The organism is Pseudoalteromonas rubra (assembly GCF_004212645.1).
GTDB lineage: Bacteria > Pseudomonadota > Gammaproteobacteria > Enterobacterales > Alteromonadaceae > Pseudoalteromonas > Pseudoalteromonas rubra_G.
On the sequence record NZ_PPUZ01000055.1, the window covers coordinates 17,433 to 33,119 of the forward strand.

17 protein-coding genes are annotated in these 15,687 nt (G+C 52.9%); 5 read left to right on the plus strand and 12 right to left on the minus strand.

Going from position 1 to position 15,687, the window contains the following annotated elements; all coding sequences use genetic code 11:
- Positions 1–126: 126 nt before the first annotated feature.
- The 3 genes from gshB (at position 127) to C3B51_RS18650 (ending at position 4,012) form a co-directional block, all read left to right on the plus strand.
- Complete coding sequence (gene gshB / locus C3B51_RS18640; protein WP_125778864.1) at positions 127–1,173, plus strand: glutathione synthase; 1,047 nt, start codon at positions 127–129, stop codon at positions 1,171–1,173.
- Entirely contained in the window at positions 1,157–3,142 is a 1,986-nt protein-coding gene (locus tag C3B51_RS18645; protein WP_206076654.1) for a flavohemoglobin expression-modulating QEGLA motif protein, read from the plus strand. The genes gshB and C3B51_RS18645 overlap by 17 nt, the downstream gene beginning before the upstream one ends.
- A gap of 69 nt (positions 3,143–3,211) precedes the next feature.
- Positions 3,212–4,012 (plus strand): hypothetical protein, encoded by an 801-nt coding sequence (locus C3B51_RS18650; protein WP_130246013.1) that lies wholly within the window; start codon positions 3,212–3,214, stop codon positions 4,010–4,012.
- On the opposite strand, the gene C3B51_RS18655 is transcribed toward C3B51_RS18650, so the two are convergent.
- From C3B51_RS18655 to C3B51_RS24110, 3 genes are read right to left on the minus strand one after another with little or no spacing between them, the layout of a single operon-like run.
- On the minus strand, positions 3,984–5,159 hold the full coding sequence (locus C3B51_RS18655; protein WP_130246014.1) for an MFS transporter: 1,176 nt from the start codon (positions 5,157–5,159) through the stop codon (positions 3,984–3,986). The genes C3B51_RS18650 and C3B51_RS18655 overlap by 29 nt on opposite strands.
- 5 nt (positions 5,160–5,164) lie before the next feature.
- The gene (yaaA, locus tag C3B51_RS18660; RefSeq protein WP_125716554.1) at positions 5,165–5,944 is read right to left on the minus strand and encodes a peroxide stress protein YaaA; all 780 of its coding nucleotides are present in this window, start codon (positions 5,942–5,944) and stop codon (positions 5,165–5,167) included.
- 44 nt (positions 5,945–5,988) lie between these two features.
- Positions 5,989–6,120: a hypothetical protein gene (locus C3B51_RS24110; protein ID WP_276319651.1), complete on the minus strand. Its 132-nt coding sequence runs from the start codon at positions 6,118–6,120 to the stop codon at positions 5,989–5,991.
- Between the two features lie 124 nt (positions 6,121–6,244).
- Here C3B51_RS24110 and tal point away from each other — a divergent pair, with 124 nt between their 5' ends.
- Both tal and C3B51_RS18670 read left to right on the plus strand, forming a co-directional pair.
- On the plus strand, positions 6,245–7,195 hold the full coding sequence (gene tal / locus C3B51_RS18665) for a transaldolase (RefSeq protein WP_130246015.1): 951 nt from the start codon (positions 6,245–6,247) through the stop codon (positions 7,193–7,195).
- A gap of 299 nt (positions 7,196–7,494) precedes the next feature.
- A complete protein-coding gene (locus tag C3B51_RS18670) occupies positions 7,495–7,686 on the plus strand; it encodes a DUF3545 family protein (protein ID WP_125557981.1) in 192 nt (63 codons plus the stop codon).
- Positions 7,687–7,731: 45 nt separating this feature from the next.
- Here C3B51_RS18670 and ung read toward each other — a convergent pair whose 3' ends face one another.
- Genes ung through C3B51_RS18715 form a run of 9 tightly spaced genes read right to left on the minus strand, consistent with a single transcriptional unit; the run spans position 7,732 to position 15,525 of the window.
- On the minus strand, positions 7,732–8,391 hold the full coding sequence (ung, locus tag C3B51_RS18675) for a uracil-DNA glycosylase (RefSeq protein ID WP_125716556.1): 660 nt from the start codon (positions 8,389–8,391) through the stop codon (positions 7,732–7,734).
- Positions 8,392–8,393: 2 nt separating this feature from the next.
- On the minus strand, positions 8,394–9,272 hold the full coding sequence (locus C3B51_RS18680) for a cobalamin-binding protein (RefSeq protein WP_125716557.1): 879 nt from the start codon (positions 9,270–9,272) through the stop codon (positions 8,394–8,396).
- The gene (gene cobO, locus C3B51_RS18685; RefSeq protein ID WP_130246016.1) at positions 9,272–9,871 is read right to left on the minus strand and encodes a cob(I)yrinic acid a,c-diamide adenosyltransferase; all 600 of its coding nucleotides are present in this window, start codon (positions 9,869–9,871) and stop codon (positions 9,272–9,274) included. Before cobO ends, C3B51_RS18680 begins: the two co-directional genes overlap by 1 nt.
- Positions 9,868–11,349 (minus strand): cobyric acid synthase, encoded by a 1,482-nt coding sequence (locus C3B51_RS18690; protein ID WP_130246017.1) that lies wholly within the window; start codon positions 11,347–11,349, stop codon positions 9,868–9,870. Before C3B51_RS18690 ends, cobO begins: the two co-directional genes overlap by 4 nt.
- Positions 11,346–11,888, minus strand: coding sequence for a bifunctional adenosylcobinamide kinase/adenosylcobinamide-phosphate guanylyltransferase (gene cobU / locus C3B51_RS18695; protein WP_130246018.1), 543 nt, complete (start codon positions 11,886–11,888; stop codon positions 11,346–11,348). Before cobU ends, C3B51_RS18690 begins: the two co-directional genes overlap by 4 nt.
- The gene (locus tag C3B51_RS18700; protein WP_130246019.1) at positions 11,885–12,661 is read right to left on the minus strand and encodes an adenosylcobinamide-GDP ribazoletransferase; all 777 of its coding nucleotides are present in this window, start codon (positions 12,659–12,661) and stop codon (positions 11,885–11,887) included. Before C3B51_RS18700 ends, cobU begins: the two co-directional genes overlap by 4 nt.
- Positions 12,658–13,722, minus strand: coding sequence for a nicotinate-nucleotide--dimethylbenzimidazole phosphoribosyltransferase (cobT, locus tag C3B51_RS18705; RefSeq protein ID WP_130246020.1), 1,065 nt, complete (start codon positions 13,720–13,722; stop codon positions 12,658–12,660). Before cobT ends, C3B51_RS18700 begins: the two co-directional genes overlap by 4 nt.
- A gap of 16 nt (positions 13,723–13,738) precedes the next feature.
- A complete protein-coding gene (locus C3B51_RS18710) occupies positions 13,739–14,731 on the minus strand; it encodes a FecCD family ABC transporter permease (RefSeq protein WP_130246021.1) in 993 nt (330 codons plus the stop codon).
- Complete coding sequence (locus C3B51_RS18715; RefSeq protein ID WP_130246022.1) at positions 14,728–15,525, minus strand: ABC transporter ATP-binding protein; 798 nt, start codon at positions 15,523–15,525, stop codon at positions 14,728–14,730. The genes C3B51_RS18710 and C3B51_RS18715 overlap by 4 nt, the downstream gene beginning before the upstream one ends.
- Positions 15,526–15,687 lie beyond the last annotated feature (162 nt).

A 15,687-nucleotide genomic window follows, 5' to 3' on the forward strand; every position in this document is an offset into this window, starting at 1 on the left:
CCTGTTCACCTCTCCAATATCCCCCTTTATTTTTTATCCTGACGATAAAAATAACTCGCGAGCTAAGCAAAGCTTTTGTCGTTATAGTCGCCAAAAATAAGCCTGATTAAGTGATCTATTCCGACAGTGAAAATTTGTTTTATTATGTACCCGTGGGAGCGGGTTGACGCCGAGAACGACAGTACCCTGCGCCTGATCCACGAAGCGGTATCGCGCAATCACATTGTGGCCATTACCACAGTCAATGCCCTGACTATTCGCGACAGCGTTGCCAGCGCATTTTGCGATGTGTTCGTCAAGCAGGACAAGGTCTCCGACAACTTCGTCAGTTTTTACAACAAAGCCCAGTTTAAGCGTACTCAGTTGCCGCTGGCCGGTTTTGATGTGATTTTTATGCGCGCCAATCCGCCGCTCGATACCCTGGCCATGAACTTTCTTGATTCTGTGCGCGACGATACCTTTATCGTAAACGACATAGACGGGTTGCGTATTGCTAACAATAAGCTGTACACCGCGTCCTTTCAGGGCACCGCCAGTGAGTTTATCCCGGCCACCCATGTGTCCAAAAACAAAGAATACCTGGAGCGGATCTTCGCCGAATCCAGCTGCGACAAAATGATCCTCAAGCCGCTCGATGGCTACGGTGGTCGCGGGGTCATTGTGCTGGAAAAAAGCGCCAAGCAAAGTTTCAGCTCCCTGCTGGAGTTTTATATTGGTGGCGATGAGTCTGGCAAAGGCAGCAACTATGTGATTTTGCAGGAATATGTGCCCGGTGCCGCGGAAGGTGATGTGCGGATCCTGATGCTCAATGGCGAGCCCATCGGGGCGATGAAACGGATTCCGGCCAGCAATGAAGTGCGTGCCAATGTGCATGCCGGTGGCAAAGTGGTCAAGCATAAACTGACCGCGCAGGAACAAGCACTGTGTAAACACATAGGCCCTAAACTGGTGCGCGATGGTCTGTACTTTGTGGGCATTGATGTGATTGGCGGCAAGCTGATTGAGGTGAATGTACTCAGTCCGGGCGGGATCTCTCGCATCAATCGTCTGAACCGCACCCGTTTGCAGGTACAGGTGATCGACTTTGTTGAAAGTGTGGTGCATGCCAAAGAGCTGGTAAACCATCGTAAAAATGCATTTCGTCAGGTAATTGAAGATGCCCATGCAGTCTGAACAAGCGCTGGTCGCGGCCCTTGCCGCCCAGCAACCCTTTGAAGGGGAAGTAGCCGGCGGTGCCGTGTATTTGCACATTCGCGAATATGTGCCTTATGTGGCGACAGCCGTCCATGCCGGAAGCCGCTTGCGGACCTCCTTGCACGGCAATATGGCGCTGAGCGAGCAGGCCCGTTTTGAAGAGGAAGATCCCCACACCGGCGAGCTGATTGATGCCATGCCGATTGTGTTGATAGCCCGTGACTCCCGTTACGAGTACGACCTTAACCGTGCCCCGCAGCAGGCCATTTATACCCAGGCGTGGGGCAAAGAAGTCTGGCAACAGCAGCCCGATGGCAGCGAGCGCGATCTCAGTCTGTCTAAACATGCGGCCTACTATCAGGTGCTTAAGCTGGTACTGGATACACTGGAGAAAAAATTCGGTGCCTGTCTGGTGTTCGACATTCACAGCTACAACTGGCAGGTTCGCCAGTACGACTTTGCGCCCGACTTTAACCTCGGCACTGCCCAGCTCGATGCACTGCGCTGGCGTCCGGTATTTAATACCCTCAGGCAACAGCTGTGCCGCAAAAAGTTCCAGGGCGCGCCGCTGAGCTTTGCCGAAAACAGCGTGTTTCAGGGTGACGGTTACCAGGCTACGTTTGTCACTAAAACATACAAAAACACCCTGATCCTGCCGCTGGAAGTGCGTAAATTCTTTATGGATGAGCTGACCGGGGAGCTCTACCCGCTGGTGTTCGAAAAGCTCAAGCGCAATCTGCATATTGCCCTGACCCAGACCGCGCGGTTTTTTATTAAACGCTATTGCTCCAAAGCCATGGTGCAGTTTAACCATGTTCAGCAACATATAGATCCGGCCATCAAGGCGGTCGATCTGGCGCTGTATAAACTGGCCCGTAACCTGGACACCCTGCATTATGTGAATCCGACGAATATTGCCCAGGAAAAGCGCCGCTTCTTTAACAAAAGCCATTACCGGCCCCAGTTTAAGTATCGTCCGCTGCGCATGGATCCCTATGAATTTAAAGAGCAGCTCTATCGCTTGCCCGTGGCGGACATCGGCGATCCGCTGATCAAAGACATTTATCGCAAGCTGATTGATAACTTTGCCACCAAAATTGATGTGATCACTCAGGTCGGCAAAGAGCAGTTCTTGTATAACTCGCTGCGTTACTATGGTGAACCGAGTGTCGATGACATCGCCAACGCGCGCTTTATCATCCATGCCACTGAGCCACAGCCGGCGGCCCCAAAAACCATCACTGCCGAGCAGGCGCTGGGCCGCTTTGAGCAGGCCATTGCACAAATGCAGCTGCCCTGTAAGGTGAGCCTGTCGACTAAGCTGGTGGCTAAGGCCATGGTGGATAATGGCAAGAAAACCCTGCTGGTTAACAGCACGGCGATGTTCTCTGAGCTGGATGTAAGAGCACTGATAGAGCATGAAATTGGTGTGCACCTGCTCACGACGCTCAATGCCGAGCAACAGCCGCTGCATCTGCTGCGTCTGGGCCTGCCGGGCAACACTTATACCCAGGAAGGGCTGGCGATTTTTCGTGAGTTCCAGTCGGGGAATATCAATTTGATGCGTCTGAAAACCCTAGCGCTGCGGGTGCTGGCGGTAGATAAAATGGTCAAAGGTGAACAGTTTTATCAGGTGTATGAGTTTTTGCGTGATACCAGCTATCTGGGCAGCGCCGAAGCGTTTGGCCTGACGACTCGCGTGTTTCGCGGTGGCGGATTTACCAAAGACCATCTCTATCTGAAAGGCTTCAGAGACGTGGTGAAGTTGTCGCAGCAGCGCTCGCTCGATAACCTCTATCTGGGCAAAACCGGGCTGGCACAATTGGATGCCATAGACATGCTGGTTGAACGTCAGTTACTGGATAAACCGGCCTACCTGCCGGACTATAGCCGTGACCCGGCTCAACCGGATGCTATTCTCAGCTATCTGATCAGCTGTATAAAATAAGCCAACGGCTTTTATCTTGTCAGACACGGGGTTACACTGCATACAGTACTCACTGATGCAGGAACCCCGATGCTCACAGCACAACAAGTCACCGCTCAGGAAGTGTATCTGGCCCATTTACGCCTGAAGATTGACCCCGCACTGGCACAAAAGTATCCCATATTTGCAGGCAAACCTTATCCGCTCGGGCGCTGTAAGGAAGTCCGCAATGCTATCCAGGATCTACTCAAAGCTGAGCTAGCAAAAGAGCCCGTTGCAGCACCTCTGCAACCGCTCAAAGCCCTGCTGGACAGCGGCCTGACGCTCGAACCGGTATGGGGCTCGCTGCGTGATGAGTATTTTCAGAATGCGCTGGTGGCCGGCCCCTGGTACATAGATGCAGCCAACGACACCGTCAACCCCAATAAACCCCGGGTTGAGATCCGCTTACTCGCAGAATCGGGGTTTGGTGCCATTACCAGCTTTGAGCAGTTCGTTAAAATCGCTCGCAGCTACTGGGAGGTCGACGTCTATCGTAATGAGATTTTCCCGGCACTGGCGCCATTTTTGCCTTTGGTGTGTGTGAGCCATACCGGTGTCAGCTGGTTTGCCGCCGCCAATGACGACATGCTGCTGCTGGCACGCGACAGTGCCTTTGAGCTGGTCGAGCGGGTGCTGCCCACTTTGCCTGCACCACCACCGGCACTCACCGATAAATGGCACAGCGCCGCGGCCAGTGTTGATATGCCCAGCCAGCTGTTAAAAGCGCAAACACGCAGTGCCCAGGCCATGTGTCAGCACTACCGCAGCGAGGGCAAACACCAGGACATCCTGTTTCGCGATGAAGTGGTGCTTGCCTACCTCAGCTTGCCTGTAAACGTGCAGGTGTGACACTGCCTCTGGACAGCACAAGGGTGGCTATTAAAGCCGCCAGCACCACAGGCATACTCCACAGGTTAAGCGTCTGCCAGCCCACCGTGGCTTCCAGAAAACCTGCACTCAGTGAGGATGCCACTACCATGCTGAAGACCAGAAATTCATTACAGGCTTGTGCCTTGGCACGCTCCTGCGGCGCATACGTCTGACTGACCAATTGCGTGGCGCTGATGAACATAAAGTTCCAGCCTACGCCCAGGGCAAATAAGGCCAATAAAAAATGCCAGTGGCTCACGCCCAGCAAGTTAATACCGGCACTCGCCAGATACAACACACAGCCCAACAGGATCATGACGCGTGCCCCGAAGCGTTCAATCAGCTTACCGGTGAAAAACGATGGCAGGAACATGCCCAGCACATGCCACTCAATCACCAGCGCAGAGTCCGCCAGATCAAATCCATGACGATGCATGGCCAGCGGCGTTGCTGTCATCAGGAAATTCATCACAGAATAGCTGATCATGGCCACCAGCACCGCCAGCTGAAACTGCTTCTGTGCTACGATCTCTCTCAGGGTCCGGGCGGGTGCTTCAGTGGTATGTGGATCCACTTCCGTAAAGCGTACGCCCTGTAGCAGCAGCAAAGCGAGCACATACAAGCCGCTGAGCGCAACAAAAGAGTTGGCATAATTGAGCGCCGGATACACCTCATTGACCCAGACGGCCAGGTTCGGCCCTAAAATCGCTGCCACCACACCACTGGCCATAATGGTCGAAATGGCCGTAGCGGGCTTGTCACTGGCCTCTATGGCCGCAAATCGATACAAGGTGGCAAAACCAATACCGATACCAATCAAAGTGGTCGCCACACAAAACAGGGCAAAATGACTTTCTCTGAGCGCCCAGACACCCAGCAAGGTGCCGCTGATCCCGACCAGATTACCCAGTGAGAAGCCCAGTCTGCGACCGGTTTTAGCCATGATCAGCGAGGCAGGAATGGTCGCCATCAACAACCCTGCCATCTGCATAGCCACAGGCAAAGTGGTCAGCGCCGCCGACGGGCTGAGCAACTGCCCTACCAGCGCAGAGATGGTCACCAGCAGAATATTGCCTGTGGTGATCAGACCCTGGCAGCAGGCCAGCAGTAAGACATTTTTATTCATCCCGGTTAGTTTTGCTCAGCGCGCAAAAACACCGGCTCACTGGCTTTTTGGGTGGCTTCTTCGCTGTAGTAGTAACCAGCCACATCAAACGCTTTTAATGCCTCGGGTGACTCGACCTGATTGTCCAGAATGTAGCGCGCCATCATACCGCGGGCTTTTTTGGCATAGAAGCTAATAACCTTGAACTGGCCATTTTTGCAGTCTTTGAATACCGGTGAGATGATCTCGGCCTTCAATGCCTTTTTATCTACTGCTTTAAAGTACTCATTCGACGCCAGATTAATCAACACCTGACTATTAGTCGCTTCCAGCGCTTCGTTGAGCTTGTCGGCAATGATACGGCCCCAGAATTCATAGAGGTTTTTACCGCGTGGGTTGTCCAGCTTCGTACCCATTTCTAGGCGATATGCCTGCATCAGATCAAGTGGCTTAAGCACGCCATAGAGGCCAGACAAAATACGCAAATGCTGCTGTGCATAGTCCAGTGTTGCGTCATCCATACTGGCCGCATCCAGGCCGGTGTACACATCGCCATTAAACGCCAGTACAGCCTGTTTGGCATTGTCGGGGGTAAAAGGCTGCGACCAGTCGGCAAAGCGCGCCGCATTCAGACCCGCCAGCTTGTCGCTGATCTTCATCAGCGTGCCTATCTGTTGCGGTGATAAGTCACGACACACGTGGATCAATTCTTCACTGTGTGTGAGCAGTTCGGGCTGGGTAAAACGCGCGGTGTGCGCCGGAGTATCATAATCGAGATTTTTTGCCGGAGAAACGAGAGTGATCATGGCCTGCCTATTGACTTAACTATTGATAAATGTCAATTTCAACACTATCCCCCGGTGAGCGCAAGCGCAATATTCTTCGGGGGTTCGACACTGCTTGCCCAGTTGCTGGCAGACCAGCCTGTTTGCAGTTCGTCACGCAAACCCCGACTGACGAAGTGCGCTCTTGCATCCAGCATTCGGATTTTCTCGTGAAGCGACCTCGCAAATACGGACATATGACCTATTCACACAGGTCACGGTAATGCAACATAGGAAAAGTAGACTTTTTGACACGCTGCTATGAATTGGAATGAGGACAGCATGACTTCAGCATTAGATAGGCTAAAACAGCATTCATCTATCGTCGCCGACACCGGAGATATCGAGGCAATCCGTAAACACCAACCGGAAGATGCCACCACTAACCCGTCTCTGCTTTTAAAAGCAGCCGAGATGTCAGCTTATCAGGAATACCTGAAAGCGGCCTGGGATTACGCCAAAAGCCAGCATGGCGACGCGGCACAACAACTGGAACTGGCTTGTGATTACTTTGCCGTACTGATTGGTAAAGAGATTGCCAATATTGTACCTGGCTATATCTCAACCGAAGTCGATGCACGCTTATCGTTTGATACCGAAGCGACCATTGCCAAAGCACAGCAGCTACTGGCGCTCTATGAGCAGCTGGGTGTCAGCAAAGACAAGATTTTAATTAAAATTGCTTCTACCTGGGAAGGCATCAAAGCCGCAGAAACTCTGGAAAAGCAAGGCGTTAAATGTAACCTGACCCTGCTATTCAGCCAGGCGCAGGCCCGTGCATGTGCCGACGCAAACGTGTTCCTGATCTCGCCATTTGTTGGCCGAATTCTGGACTGGCACGTGGCCAATGGCCTGGAAAAGCCGACTGATCCACTACAAGATCCAGGTGTACAGTCTGTACGCAGTATTTTTGAATTCTACAAACGTCACGGCTACAACACAGTTGTGATGGGTGCCAGCTTCCGTAACACCGGCGAGATTGTTGCACTTACTGGCTGTGACAAGCTGACTATCAGCCCGGCACTGCTAGAAGAGCTGGGAGAGCTACCTGCTGCAGAAGATTACCTGCTGGATAGCGAGTACGAGGTTGTTGCGAAACCGGCCCCTCTGAGTGAAAGCGAGTTCCGCTGGTTGCATAACCAGGACGCCATGGCCACTGAAAAGCTGGCTGAAGGTATTCGTGCCTTTGCGGCAGCTCAGGAAACCCTGGAAGCACGCTTCAAAGCGCTATAAGCAAAAAGCATATAATGCGAAAAACGCCACCTTGTGTGGCGTTTTTTTATTCCCGACGACTTATCACTTCGCTCTGTACCTCCCTGCCCGCCAGCGCTTTATTTTCCTGACTTGCGCATAACTTGAAGCAAATTTGAGCTTCATCAAACTGTCACCTGCTTTTAACCTGCCAGACACATTTTTATTTTACTTTTCTCTTGTCTGTGGTATACCAGCATTACTTGAAGTGTGTTTTTCATTCAAATTGGGTAATGCGTAAACACAAATCTTTGAGGTTAGTACATCAATAGGAGAAATTCATGGATAGCCTAGACGATTTTATTTCAACACTAGAAAGTCCTGCACCAAAGAGAAGAACCTCATCTAAAGGCAAAAAAAGAAAGTGGCGTGAAATTGAAGCGCTGAAAGACAAACAACGCCTGCGTAAGGAATTGGAAGAACTGGATATCTTCGCAGACAGCATTGACCTGGACGAACTTGACTTTATTTAACAAAAAAGGCGCATTTTGCGCCTTTTTTGTTGCTTAAGTTTAAGCTCAGACTTGCCAGTTGATGGGCGTTTTGCCCATGCTTTGCAATAGCGTATTGGTTTGCGAGAAGTGCTGACAGCCAAAAAAACCGCGGTGCGCTGACAGCGGAGACGGGTGAGGTGCGTGCAACACGTGATGACGTTGCTGGTCAATCGCCTTACCTTTCTTTTGCGCATGCGCGCCCCACAGCAAGAAGATAACCCCTTCGCTGTGTTGGTTAAGCTGTGCAATCACGGCGTCAGTAAAGCGCTCCCAGCCGAGATGCTTGTGCGAGTGTGCCTGTCCCTGCTCTACCGTCAGCACGGTGTTGAGCAGCAGTACGCCCTGCTCTGCCCAGGGCAGCAAATAGCCGTGGTCAGGGATCTGAAAGCCCGCGATGTCTTGTGCCAGTTCTTTATACATATTGGCCAGTGATGGCGGTGCCTTGACGCCTGGCAACACAGAGAAACACAGTCCGTGAGCCTGATCAGGTCCGTGGTAGGGATCCTGACCCAGGATAACGACTTTGACCTGATCAAAAGGGGTCGCCTTGAACGCCTCAAATACCTGCTCCTGAGGTGGGTAAACGGTCACGCCCTGCGCCCGACGCTCGGCAACATAGTTTAGGGTGTCCTGAAAATACGCTTGTTGTTTTTCGTGCCCAAGCACGTCACTCCAGGTTGTCATATTTAGTTCCCAGTGGTTGTGAATTTCTGATAGTAAGTTCGCGAAGCATCCAGTTTATCACATAATCCGCTCAGCCCTTCAAGCACCCGGCTGGTATATCGGTGTAATAGATCGGCATTCACTTCAATGTATTGCTGATGCTTGGCCGCCGGGATTTCTGGCCAGTTGTGCCAGTCAATTTTTGGCTGTGCTTTTTTGGATTTTTCCTGCGGGATCACTATCACCTGTGGCTTAGTATGTAGCACGTTCTCGATACTGATCTGCGGATATGCTGTGGTGGCATCGGCAAACACATTACTGGCGCCGCACACCTCCAGGGTTTGATGGATCCAGGTGGTGCCATTGACTGTCATCATAGGCGCAGGCCACAGCTGGTAAAAAACAGACACAGGCGCGGCTGAGCGATAGCGTTCCTGCAGTTTTGCCAGGCCTTGCTCAAAACTTTGGGCCACCTGCTCAGCGTTTTCTTCCAAACCGGTTAACTGGCCTAGCCAGCGCAGCGAGTGCGGGATCTGTTTTAAGTCTTTAGTTTCACTGTACAGCACTTTGATGCCAAGCTGCTCAAGCTTATCCAGGTCGGCTTGTTGATTACCGCCCTGCCAGGCAATCACCAGATCGGGCGACAAAGCCAGCAGCTTCTCCAGTGCAATGCCATGATAACCGCCAATACGTGGGATCTGATTGGCCTCAGCCGGATAATCCGCGTACTCCACGGTGCCGACGATGCGATTCCCTGCGCCAATGGCATATAAGTTCTCGACTATATGTGGTGCCAAAGCCACAATCCGTTTGGCTGGCGGCGCGGAGCTATCATCTGCGCTCGCTGATATCGCAGTCAACAAGAACACCAGGCTCAGCCAGGTGATAAGGACCTTGTTCATCAAAAGTCGAATCCTTTTTGTGCTTTGATCCCCGCTTCGAACGCGTGTTTCACATTGCGCACTTCACTGACGGTATCGGCCAGTTCAGTCAGGCGACGATGTGCGCCACGACCTGTGATGATCACCGACTGCATAGCAGGGCGATTTTCCAGCGCCTCAATCACTTCATCCAAATCAAGATAGTCATAGCTGACCATATAAGTGAGCTCATCCAGCAGCACCAGGTCAATACTTTCGTCTTGCAACCACAGCTTTGCCTGCTGCCAGGTAGCCTGCGCCGCCTGGGTATCCGTCTCGCGATTTTGCGTCTCCCAGGTAAAGCCTGTCTTCATGACGGCAAACGGCACGCCAGCACGCTCCAGCAAGTTACGCTCGCCGCACTCCCACATGCCTTTAATAAACTGTACAACCGCAGCATTCATGCCATGGCCCACGCACCGGGCTACGGTACCGAACCCTGAAGTGGACTTACCTTTGCCATTGCCGGTGATGACCTGCAATATGCCTTTTTCTTCCTGTGCCTGCTCGATTTTGGCATCGACCTGCTCTTTCACCTTTTGCTGTCTTGCCTTGTGTTTGTCCTGATTGTGTTCGCTCATGTTGTCCTCTGCTCACTAATTGCCAGAATTTTATCTATGTCTAAATGGGTTTCGCACACATCTGCCAGCCGCTCAAGTTGCTGCTCCCGGTGCTCAGCCAGATTGAATCCGCCGCCACTGTAGCGACCTTCGCTTGCCCAGTGCAGTACACAGGTTAACCCCTCGGGACTATCAAATAACCCGTGCAGATAGGTGCCTGCCAGCTGGTTGTCTTCACTGATAAAGCCATCCATTTGCCATCCCGATGGATGTGCAACAAACTGTAAAAATGGCTTCGTCAGTGCCGGTCCCTGACTTATCCCGCAGTGGATCTCATAGCCATTCAATGGCGTTTGCTGTGCGTTTAAGAGGCAGTTCGCCTGCACCTGAGTCAGGGTTTTACTACGCGTCAGTTTGGTGTCAAAATCCGCCAGCCCCAGGCCTTCAATAGTGCCGAGCGTCGACTCAACCTGCTCCGGATCGCAAATGCTATTGCCCAGCATTTGAAATCCGCCACAGATCCCAAGCACCTTACCACCGTAACGCACATTGCGTTGCAGCTCATGGTCCCAGCCTTGTGCACGTAAAAAGGCCAGGTCATTAAGGACATTTTTACTGCCGGGAATGATCACCAAGTCGGCTGCGCCTATGGTTTCGGTGTGGCGCACATAACGCAGGTCCACTTTGGGGTCTAATCGCAGGGTATCAAAGTCGGTGTGATTACTAATATGTGGCAGTAGCAATACCGCCACTTTGACCTCAGGACTATCGATGCGATTGGCCATAGTCACGGCGTCTTCGGCATCCAGCGCCAGGTCATGCAGATAAGGCAGCACGCCCAATACGGGTTTACCAGTATACTGCTCCAGCCAGTCCAGGCCACTTTGCAGTAAGGCAATATCACCGCGAAAGCGATTGATCACAAACCCTTTCACCAGGGATTGCTCATATTCACTTAGCAGCGCCAGGGTGCCAACCAGATGAGCAAACACCCCGCCCTTATCGATATCCGCAATGATGATCACCGGGCAATCCACCTCACAGGCGAACCCCATATTGGCGATGTCATTTTCCCGCAGGTTGATTTCTGCCGGGCTACCGGCCCCTTCTACCACACACAGCGCATACTGTTCGCTGAGCCTTTGATGTGAGGTCAGTACCGCCTGCATCGCAACTTTTTTGTAGTCGTGATAGCCCGCCGCTTCCATGTTACTCAGCGCTCGGCCATGTACGATTACCTGCGCGCCGGTATCTGAATTCGGTTTGAGTAAGATCGGGTTGAGGTCGGTGCTGAGCGGTACCTTGGCGGCCATGGCCTGTAGCGCCTGGGCCCGGCCAATTTCGCCACCATCTGGCGTGACCGCACTGTTAAGTGCCATATTTTGTGGTTTAAACGGAACGACCTCAATGCCACGGCGCTGTAATGCCCGACACAAGCCCGCTACCAGCGTGCTTTTACCCGCATCGGAAGTGGTCCCCTGTACCATTAACGTATTCATATCTCGCCTTCTTTAAGTGCAAGCGGCAAACCCGCTATCACAAAATCGACTTTATCCGCCAGCGCGGCGATGTCTTGATGTAACCAGCCAGCTTCATCAACAAAACGGCGACTTAACTCACCAAGTGGTACAATACCGTGGCCCACTTCATTGCTGATCAGAATAATCTGTGCGTGGCTGGATTTCAGGGCACTCAGCAGCGCCCCTCGCTTGTGTTGAAATGCCGAGTCGCTGTAGTCGCACAGCGCTGTGGTTAGCCATAAAGTCAGGCAGTCAATCAAGACGCCATCATCGGGCCCAAGTGTGCTCAGAACCTGATCCAGTGCCCAGGGCTCCTCAACTAGCTGCCAGTGCTTGGTGCGCGTTGCCTGATGGTGGGCGATCCGCGCGGCCATTTCCTCATCCCCGGGGCGCGCCGTGGCCACATAAATTAGCCGGGCCACTTTGCCATCACTCAGCCAGCGCTCGGCTCTTTGCTCACCTAATCTGCTTTTTCCTGAGCGAGCCCCGCCGAGGATCAATTCTACCCGTCCTGTCATAACCAGACGCCCAGACAAAATAGATACACAGCGACCTCACCCAGTTGCTGCGCCGCGCCCAAACAGTCTCCGGTATACCCTCCGAGCTGACGCTTAAACCAGTAAATACACATCGTGCGGCATAGCCAAAGTACACCAAGCAGCGCAATGCTTTGCCATAACGTAAACAGCCCGGCTATCCAGCTCACTATCAGCAAGCTCAGTCCGCAAACGTAGAGTAACTGCTTACTTTCATGGGCAAGAGACTGGGCAACCGGCTTCACTTTACTCTGCGCATCCGCCTGCACATAGTCCAGTTTACCGATCAGGCTGGTCGCCATAGCCCGGCTCAGGCCATGGGCAAGAATGAGCGCACTGCAGACATACAGGGCGCGCTCACTCAGTGCCAGCAAAGCCTGATATTTGCTAAGCAATAAGATGACCAATGCGGCAGCACCATAAGTGCCAAGGCGGCTGTCTTTCATAATGGCCAGCTTGTCGGCTACGCGCCAGCCGCCCCCAAAGCCATCCCAGACATCGGCAAAGCCGTCTTCATGGAATGCGCCGGTGATCAGCAGTCCGCCGCCAAGCGTGAGCAATACCGCAATGCCTGCGGGCAAGAAGCTGCTCAACACTAAGCAGATAAGGGCCAGCAGAGCACCCAGTAACACGCCAACCCAGGCAAAGTAGCCACTGGCCTGATTAATATCCTGACTGCTGACCTCCCCGGCCACTTTAACGGGAATGCGGGTCAGAAAAATCACCGCCAGTTTAAATTGTCTCAGCGCACTCATGAGGTTTCGACCACCTGAGTGACGGTCGCGGCTTCGAAGCTGGCCATCTGATAATAAAACGCCAGCGCACTTTGACACAGGGGTAAGGCCAGTGCGGCACCGGTGCCCTCACCAAGTCGCATGTTCAGGTTCAACAGCGGCTCAACATTTAGCCAGCTAAGCATCGCCTGATGCCCCTGCTCACCTGAGCAATGGGCAAAAACCATATAATCTTTACACGCAGGGTCAATCCGATACGCCAGCATGGCCGCGGCTGTCGCAATAAAGCCATCCACCAGGATGACCTTCTGAGCACAGGCAACCTCCAGCATGGCGCCGACCATCTGACAGATTTCAAACCCACCGAGACGACGTAATACTTCACGTGGCTCATGTAATGCCTCGCGATGTAATAGTAAAGCCTGCTCGATAAGTTGTTGCTTTTTCGCTACCACCTCGTCGCTGACGCCGGTGCCTCGCCCGACCGTTTCGGCACTTGTTAGTCCGCTCAGGGCAGAAAAAATGGCCGCCGCGGCGGTGGTATTGCCGATCCCCATTTCACCCAATGCAAATAAGTTAGTGCCTGAGCTCAGTGCAGGCTTTACCGCTTCTTGACCCAGTGCCAGCCCTTGCTCGAGCTGCGCTTCACTCAGTGCGGGTTCAAGGTGCAAAGGCCGGGTGATATTACCAAGACGCTGCGACACCACATTCAGCTCAGGCGCCGGTGGCGTCAAAATACCGCAGTCAATCACACTCAATTGCCAGCCAAGCTGAGCGCACAAGACATTAATGGCCGCGCCACCAGTGGCAAAGTTAGCCACCATCTGGGCGGTCACCTCGCTGGGTGCAATGGAAACGCCTTCGCCTGCAATGCCGTGATCGCCGGCGAAGATCAGCATCTGAGGCCTTACGATATCTGGCCTTTCGCTTTCAAGCTGACTGCGCTCCATGCCCTGACTTAAAATCGTGACCAGCTGATGTGCCAGCGTTTCGAGCTTGCCTAAAGCGCCCTGAGGCTTAGTCTTCATATCTATGGTGTGCTGAATATGCGCATCATGCTGGCGGTTGAGTTGTGGGATCATAAAGTCTCCGGTTAGATCAGATGCTGGCGGCGCGCTTTTTGGCGATTAACAGCGATAAGAAAAACACGCTGCCAATCGCTGAGGTGATCACCCCAATCGGCAGCTCCTGATTGTCTATCAGGGTACGGGCGAGTACATCGACCCACAACATCATGAGTCCACCTGATAAGGCCGTCGCTAACATACCCGCAGTGCGAACCTGAGAGATAAAAAAGCGCACGATATGTGGGATCATCAGGCCCACAAAGCCGACGCCACCGCAGGCCGCGACGATCACGGCCGTTAACATCGACGCCAAGATCAGCATGCCCAGCCTGAGCCGGTGGACGTTCACCCCCAGCGTCACCGCGCTTTCGTCCCCAACCAGCAGGGCATTCAGGCTGCGGCGCATTAACAACATGAGGGTACACCCCAGCGAAACAACCAAAGCAGGCAGCCACAACCATTGCCAGTCTGCGCGGCTGAAACTACCCAGGCTCCAGAATATAATCGCGCTGATGGCCTGCGGATCGCTCCAGTACAACAGCAAACTGGTAAAGGCCGAGAATAAAAAGGTCAAAGCGACACCGGACAACAGCATGTTTTCAACCTGTGCAGTGCCTTTGTGAAAGGCAATCAGCAGTAACAGACTCATTGCCACGGCGCTGCCAGCAAAGGCCGCACCAGACAATGCCAGCGCACTCTGCACACCAAACAGCGCTACCAACAACACCACACCAAATGAGGCACCAGAGGAAATACCAAACAAGTATGGATCGGCCAATGGGTTTCGGGTGACCGTTTGCAGAATGAGCCCGGAAATGGCCAGCCCGGCACCGGCGAAGAATGCCAGCAAGGTGCGGGGTAATCGCAGCTCTACCACAATTTTTTGGCTCAGTATGCTGCTATCATAGTTACTCAGAGCCTGCCAGACTTCACCCCAGCTCAGAGAAACAGCGCCGACAGACAGCGCACTGAGCAGGCTGAACATGCAGGCCAAAATGAGACCCGGTATCAGCAAAGCCTTCATAACTGATACCCATAATGATAACGAATATGGGGCACGCCCGGTGCGTTGCTGTGGAGTCCGGGTACCGTTTCTACTTCGGCACACACCCCAAAAATGTCGCTGAGTAAGTCGGAGGTTATGATTTCCAGAGGTGTGCCCTGAGCCATCAGCTTACCTTGTGCCAGCACCAGTAATTCGTCGCTGAGCGCCGCCGCCAGGTTTAGGTCGTGGAAAGAAGCAATCACAGTCACCCCCATGGCTTTAGCCAGCTCCATGATCTGGATCTGGTATTTCACATCGAGATGGCTGGTTGGCTCGTCCATTATTAACAACTCAGGTTGCTGAACCATGGCCCGGGCTATCATTGCTCGTTGTTTTTCGCCACCGGAAAGAGAATCAAACTGCTGTTGTGCCTTGTGGCTCAAGCCCACACGCTCAATGGCTTCTAAAATACGCTGCTTATCGACGGCATTGACTGTGCTAAAGAGGGTTTTATGTGGTGTGACACCCATCGCCACCACCTCAAACAGCGCCAGGTTAAACTGACTGGGGATCTCCTGTAAAACAACCGCAACCTGACGCGCATAAGCCCGGCGCGGATAGTCAGACACAGGTTTACCCGCATAGTGAATTTCGCCTTCAGTCTGATCCCAGTAGCGATACAAGCAGCGTAATAAGCTGGATTTTCCCGCCCCGTTTGGCCCAATCAGACCAATAAACTGACCGCGCGAAATAGCAAAATTTAATCCGCTCAGCACAGGCTTGTTGCCGAGGTTCAGGCTCAGGTTGTGCACGGAGATTTGTGGTGAACTCATACCGCCTCAAATACGGACGGCAGCAGAGCTGGCCACTCGTATTGCTACGACTGGCCTTCTGTACTGACTTAAGTGCGCCCGCTTAAGTGTAGGTATTGGCCTTGGTATCTGGCTTCAGACTAATACCCATTTAACTTAATACCTGTTCAATTTGACGGAGCA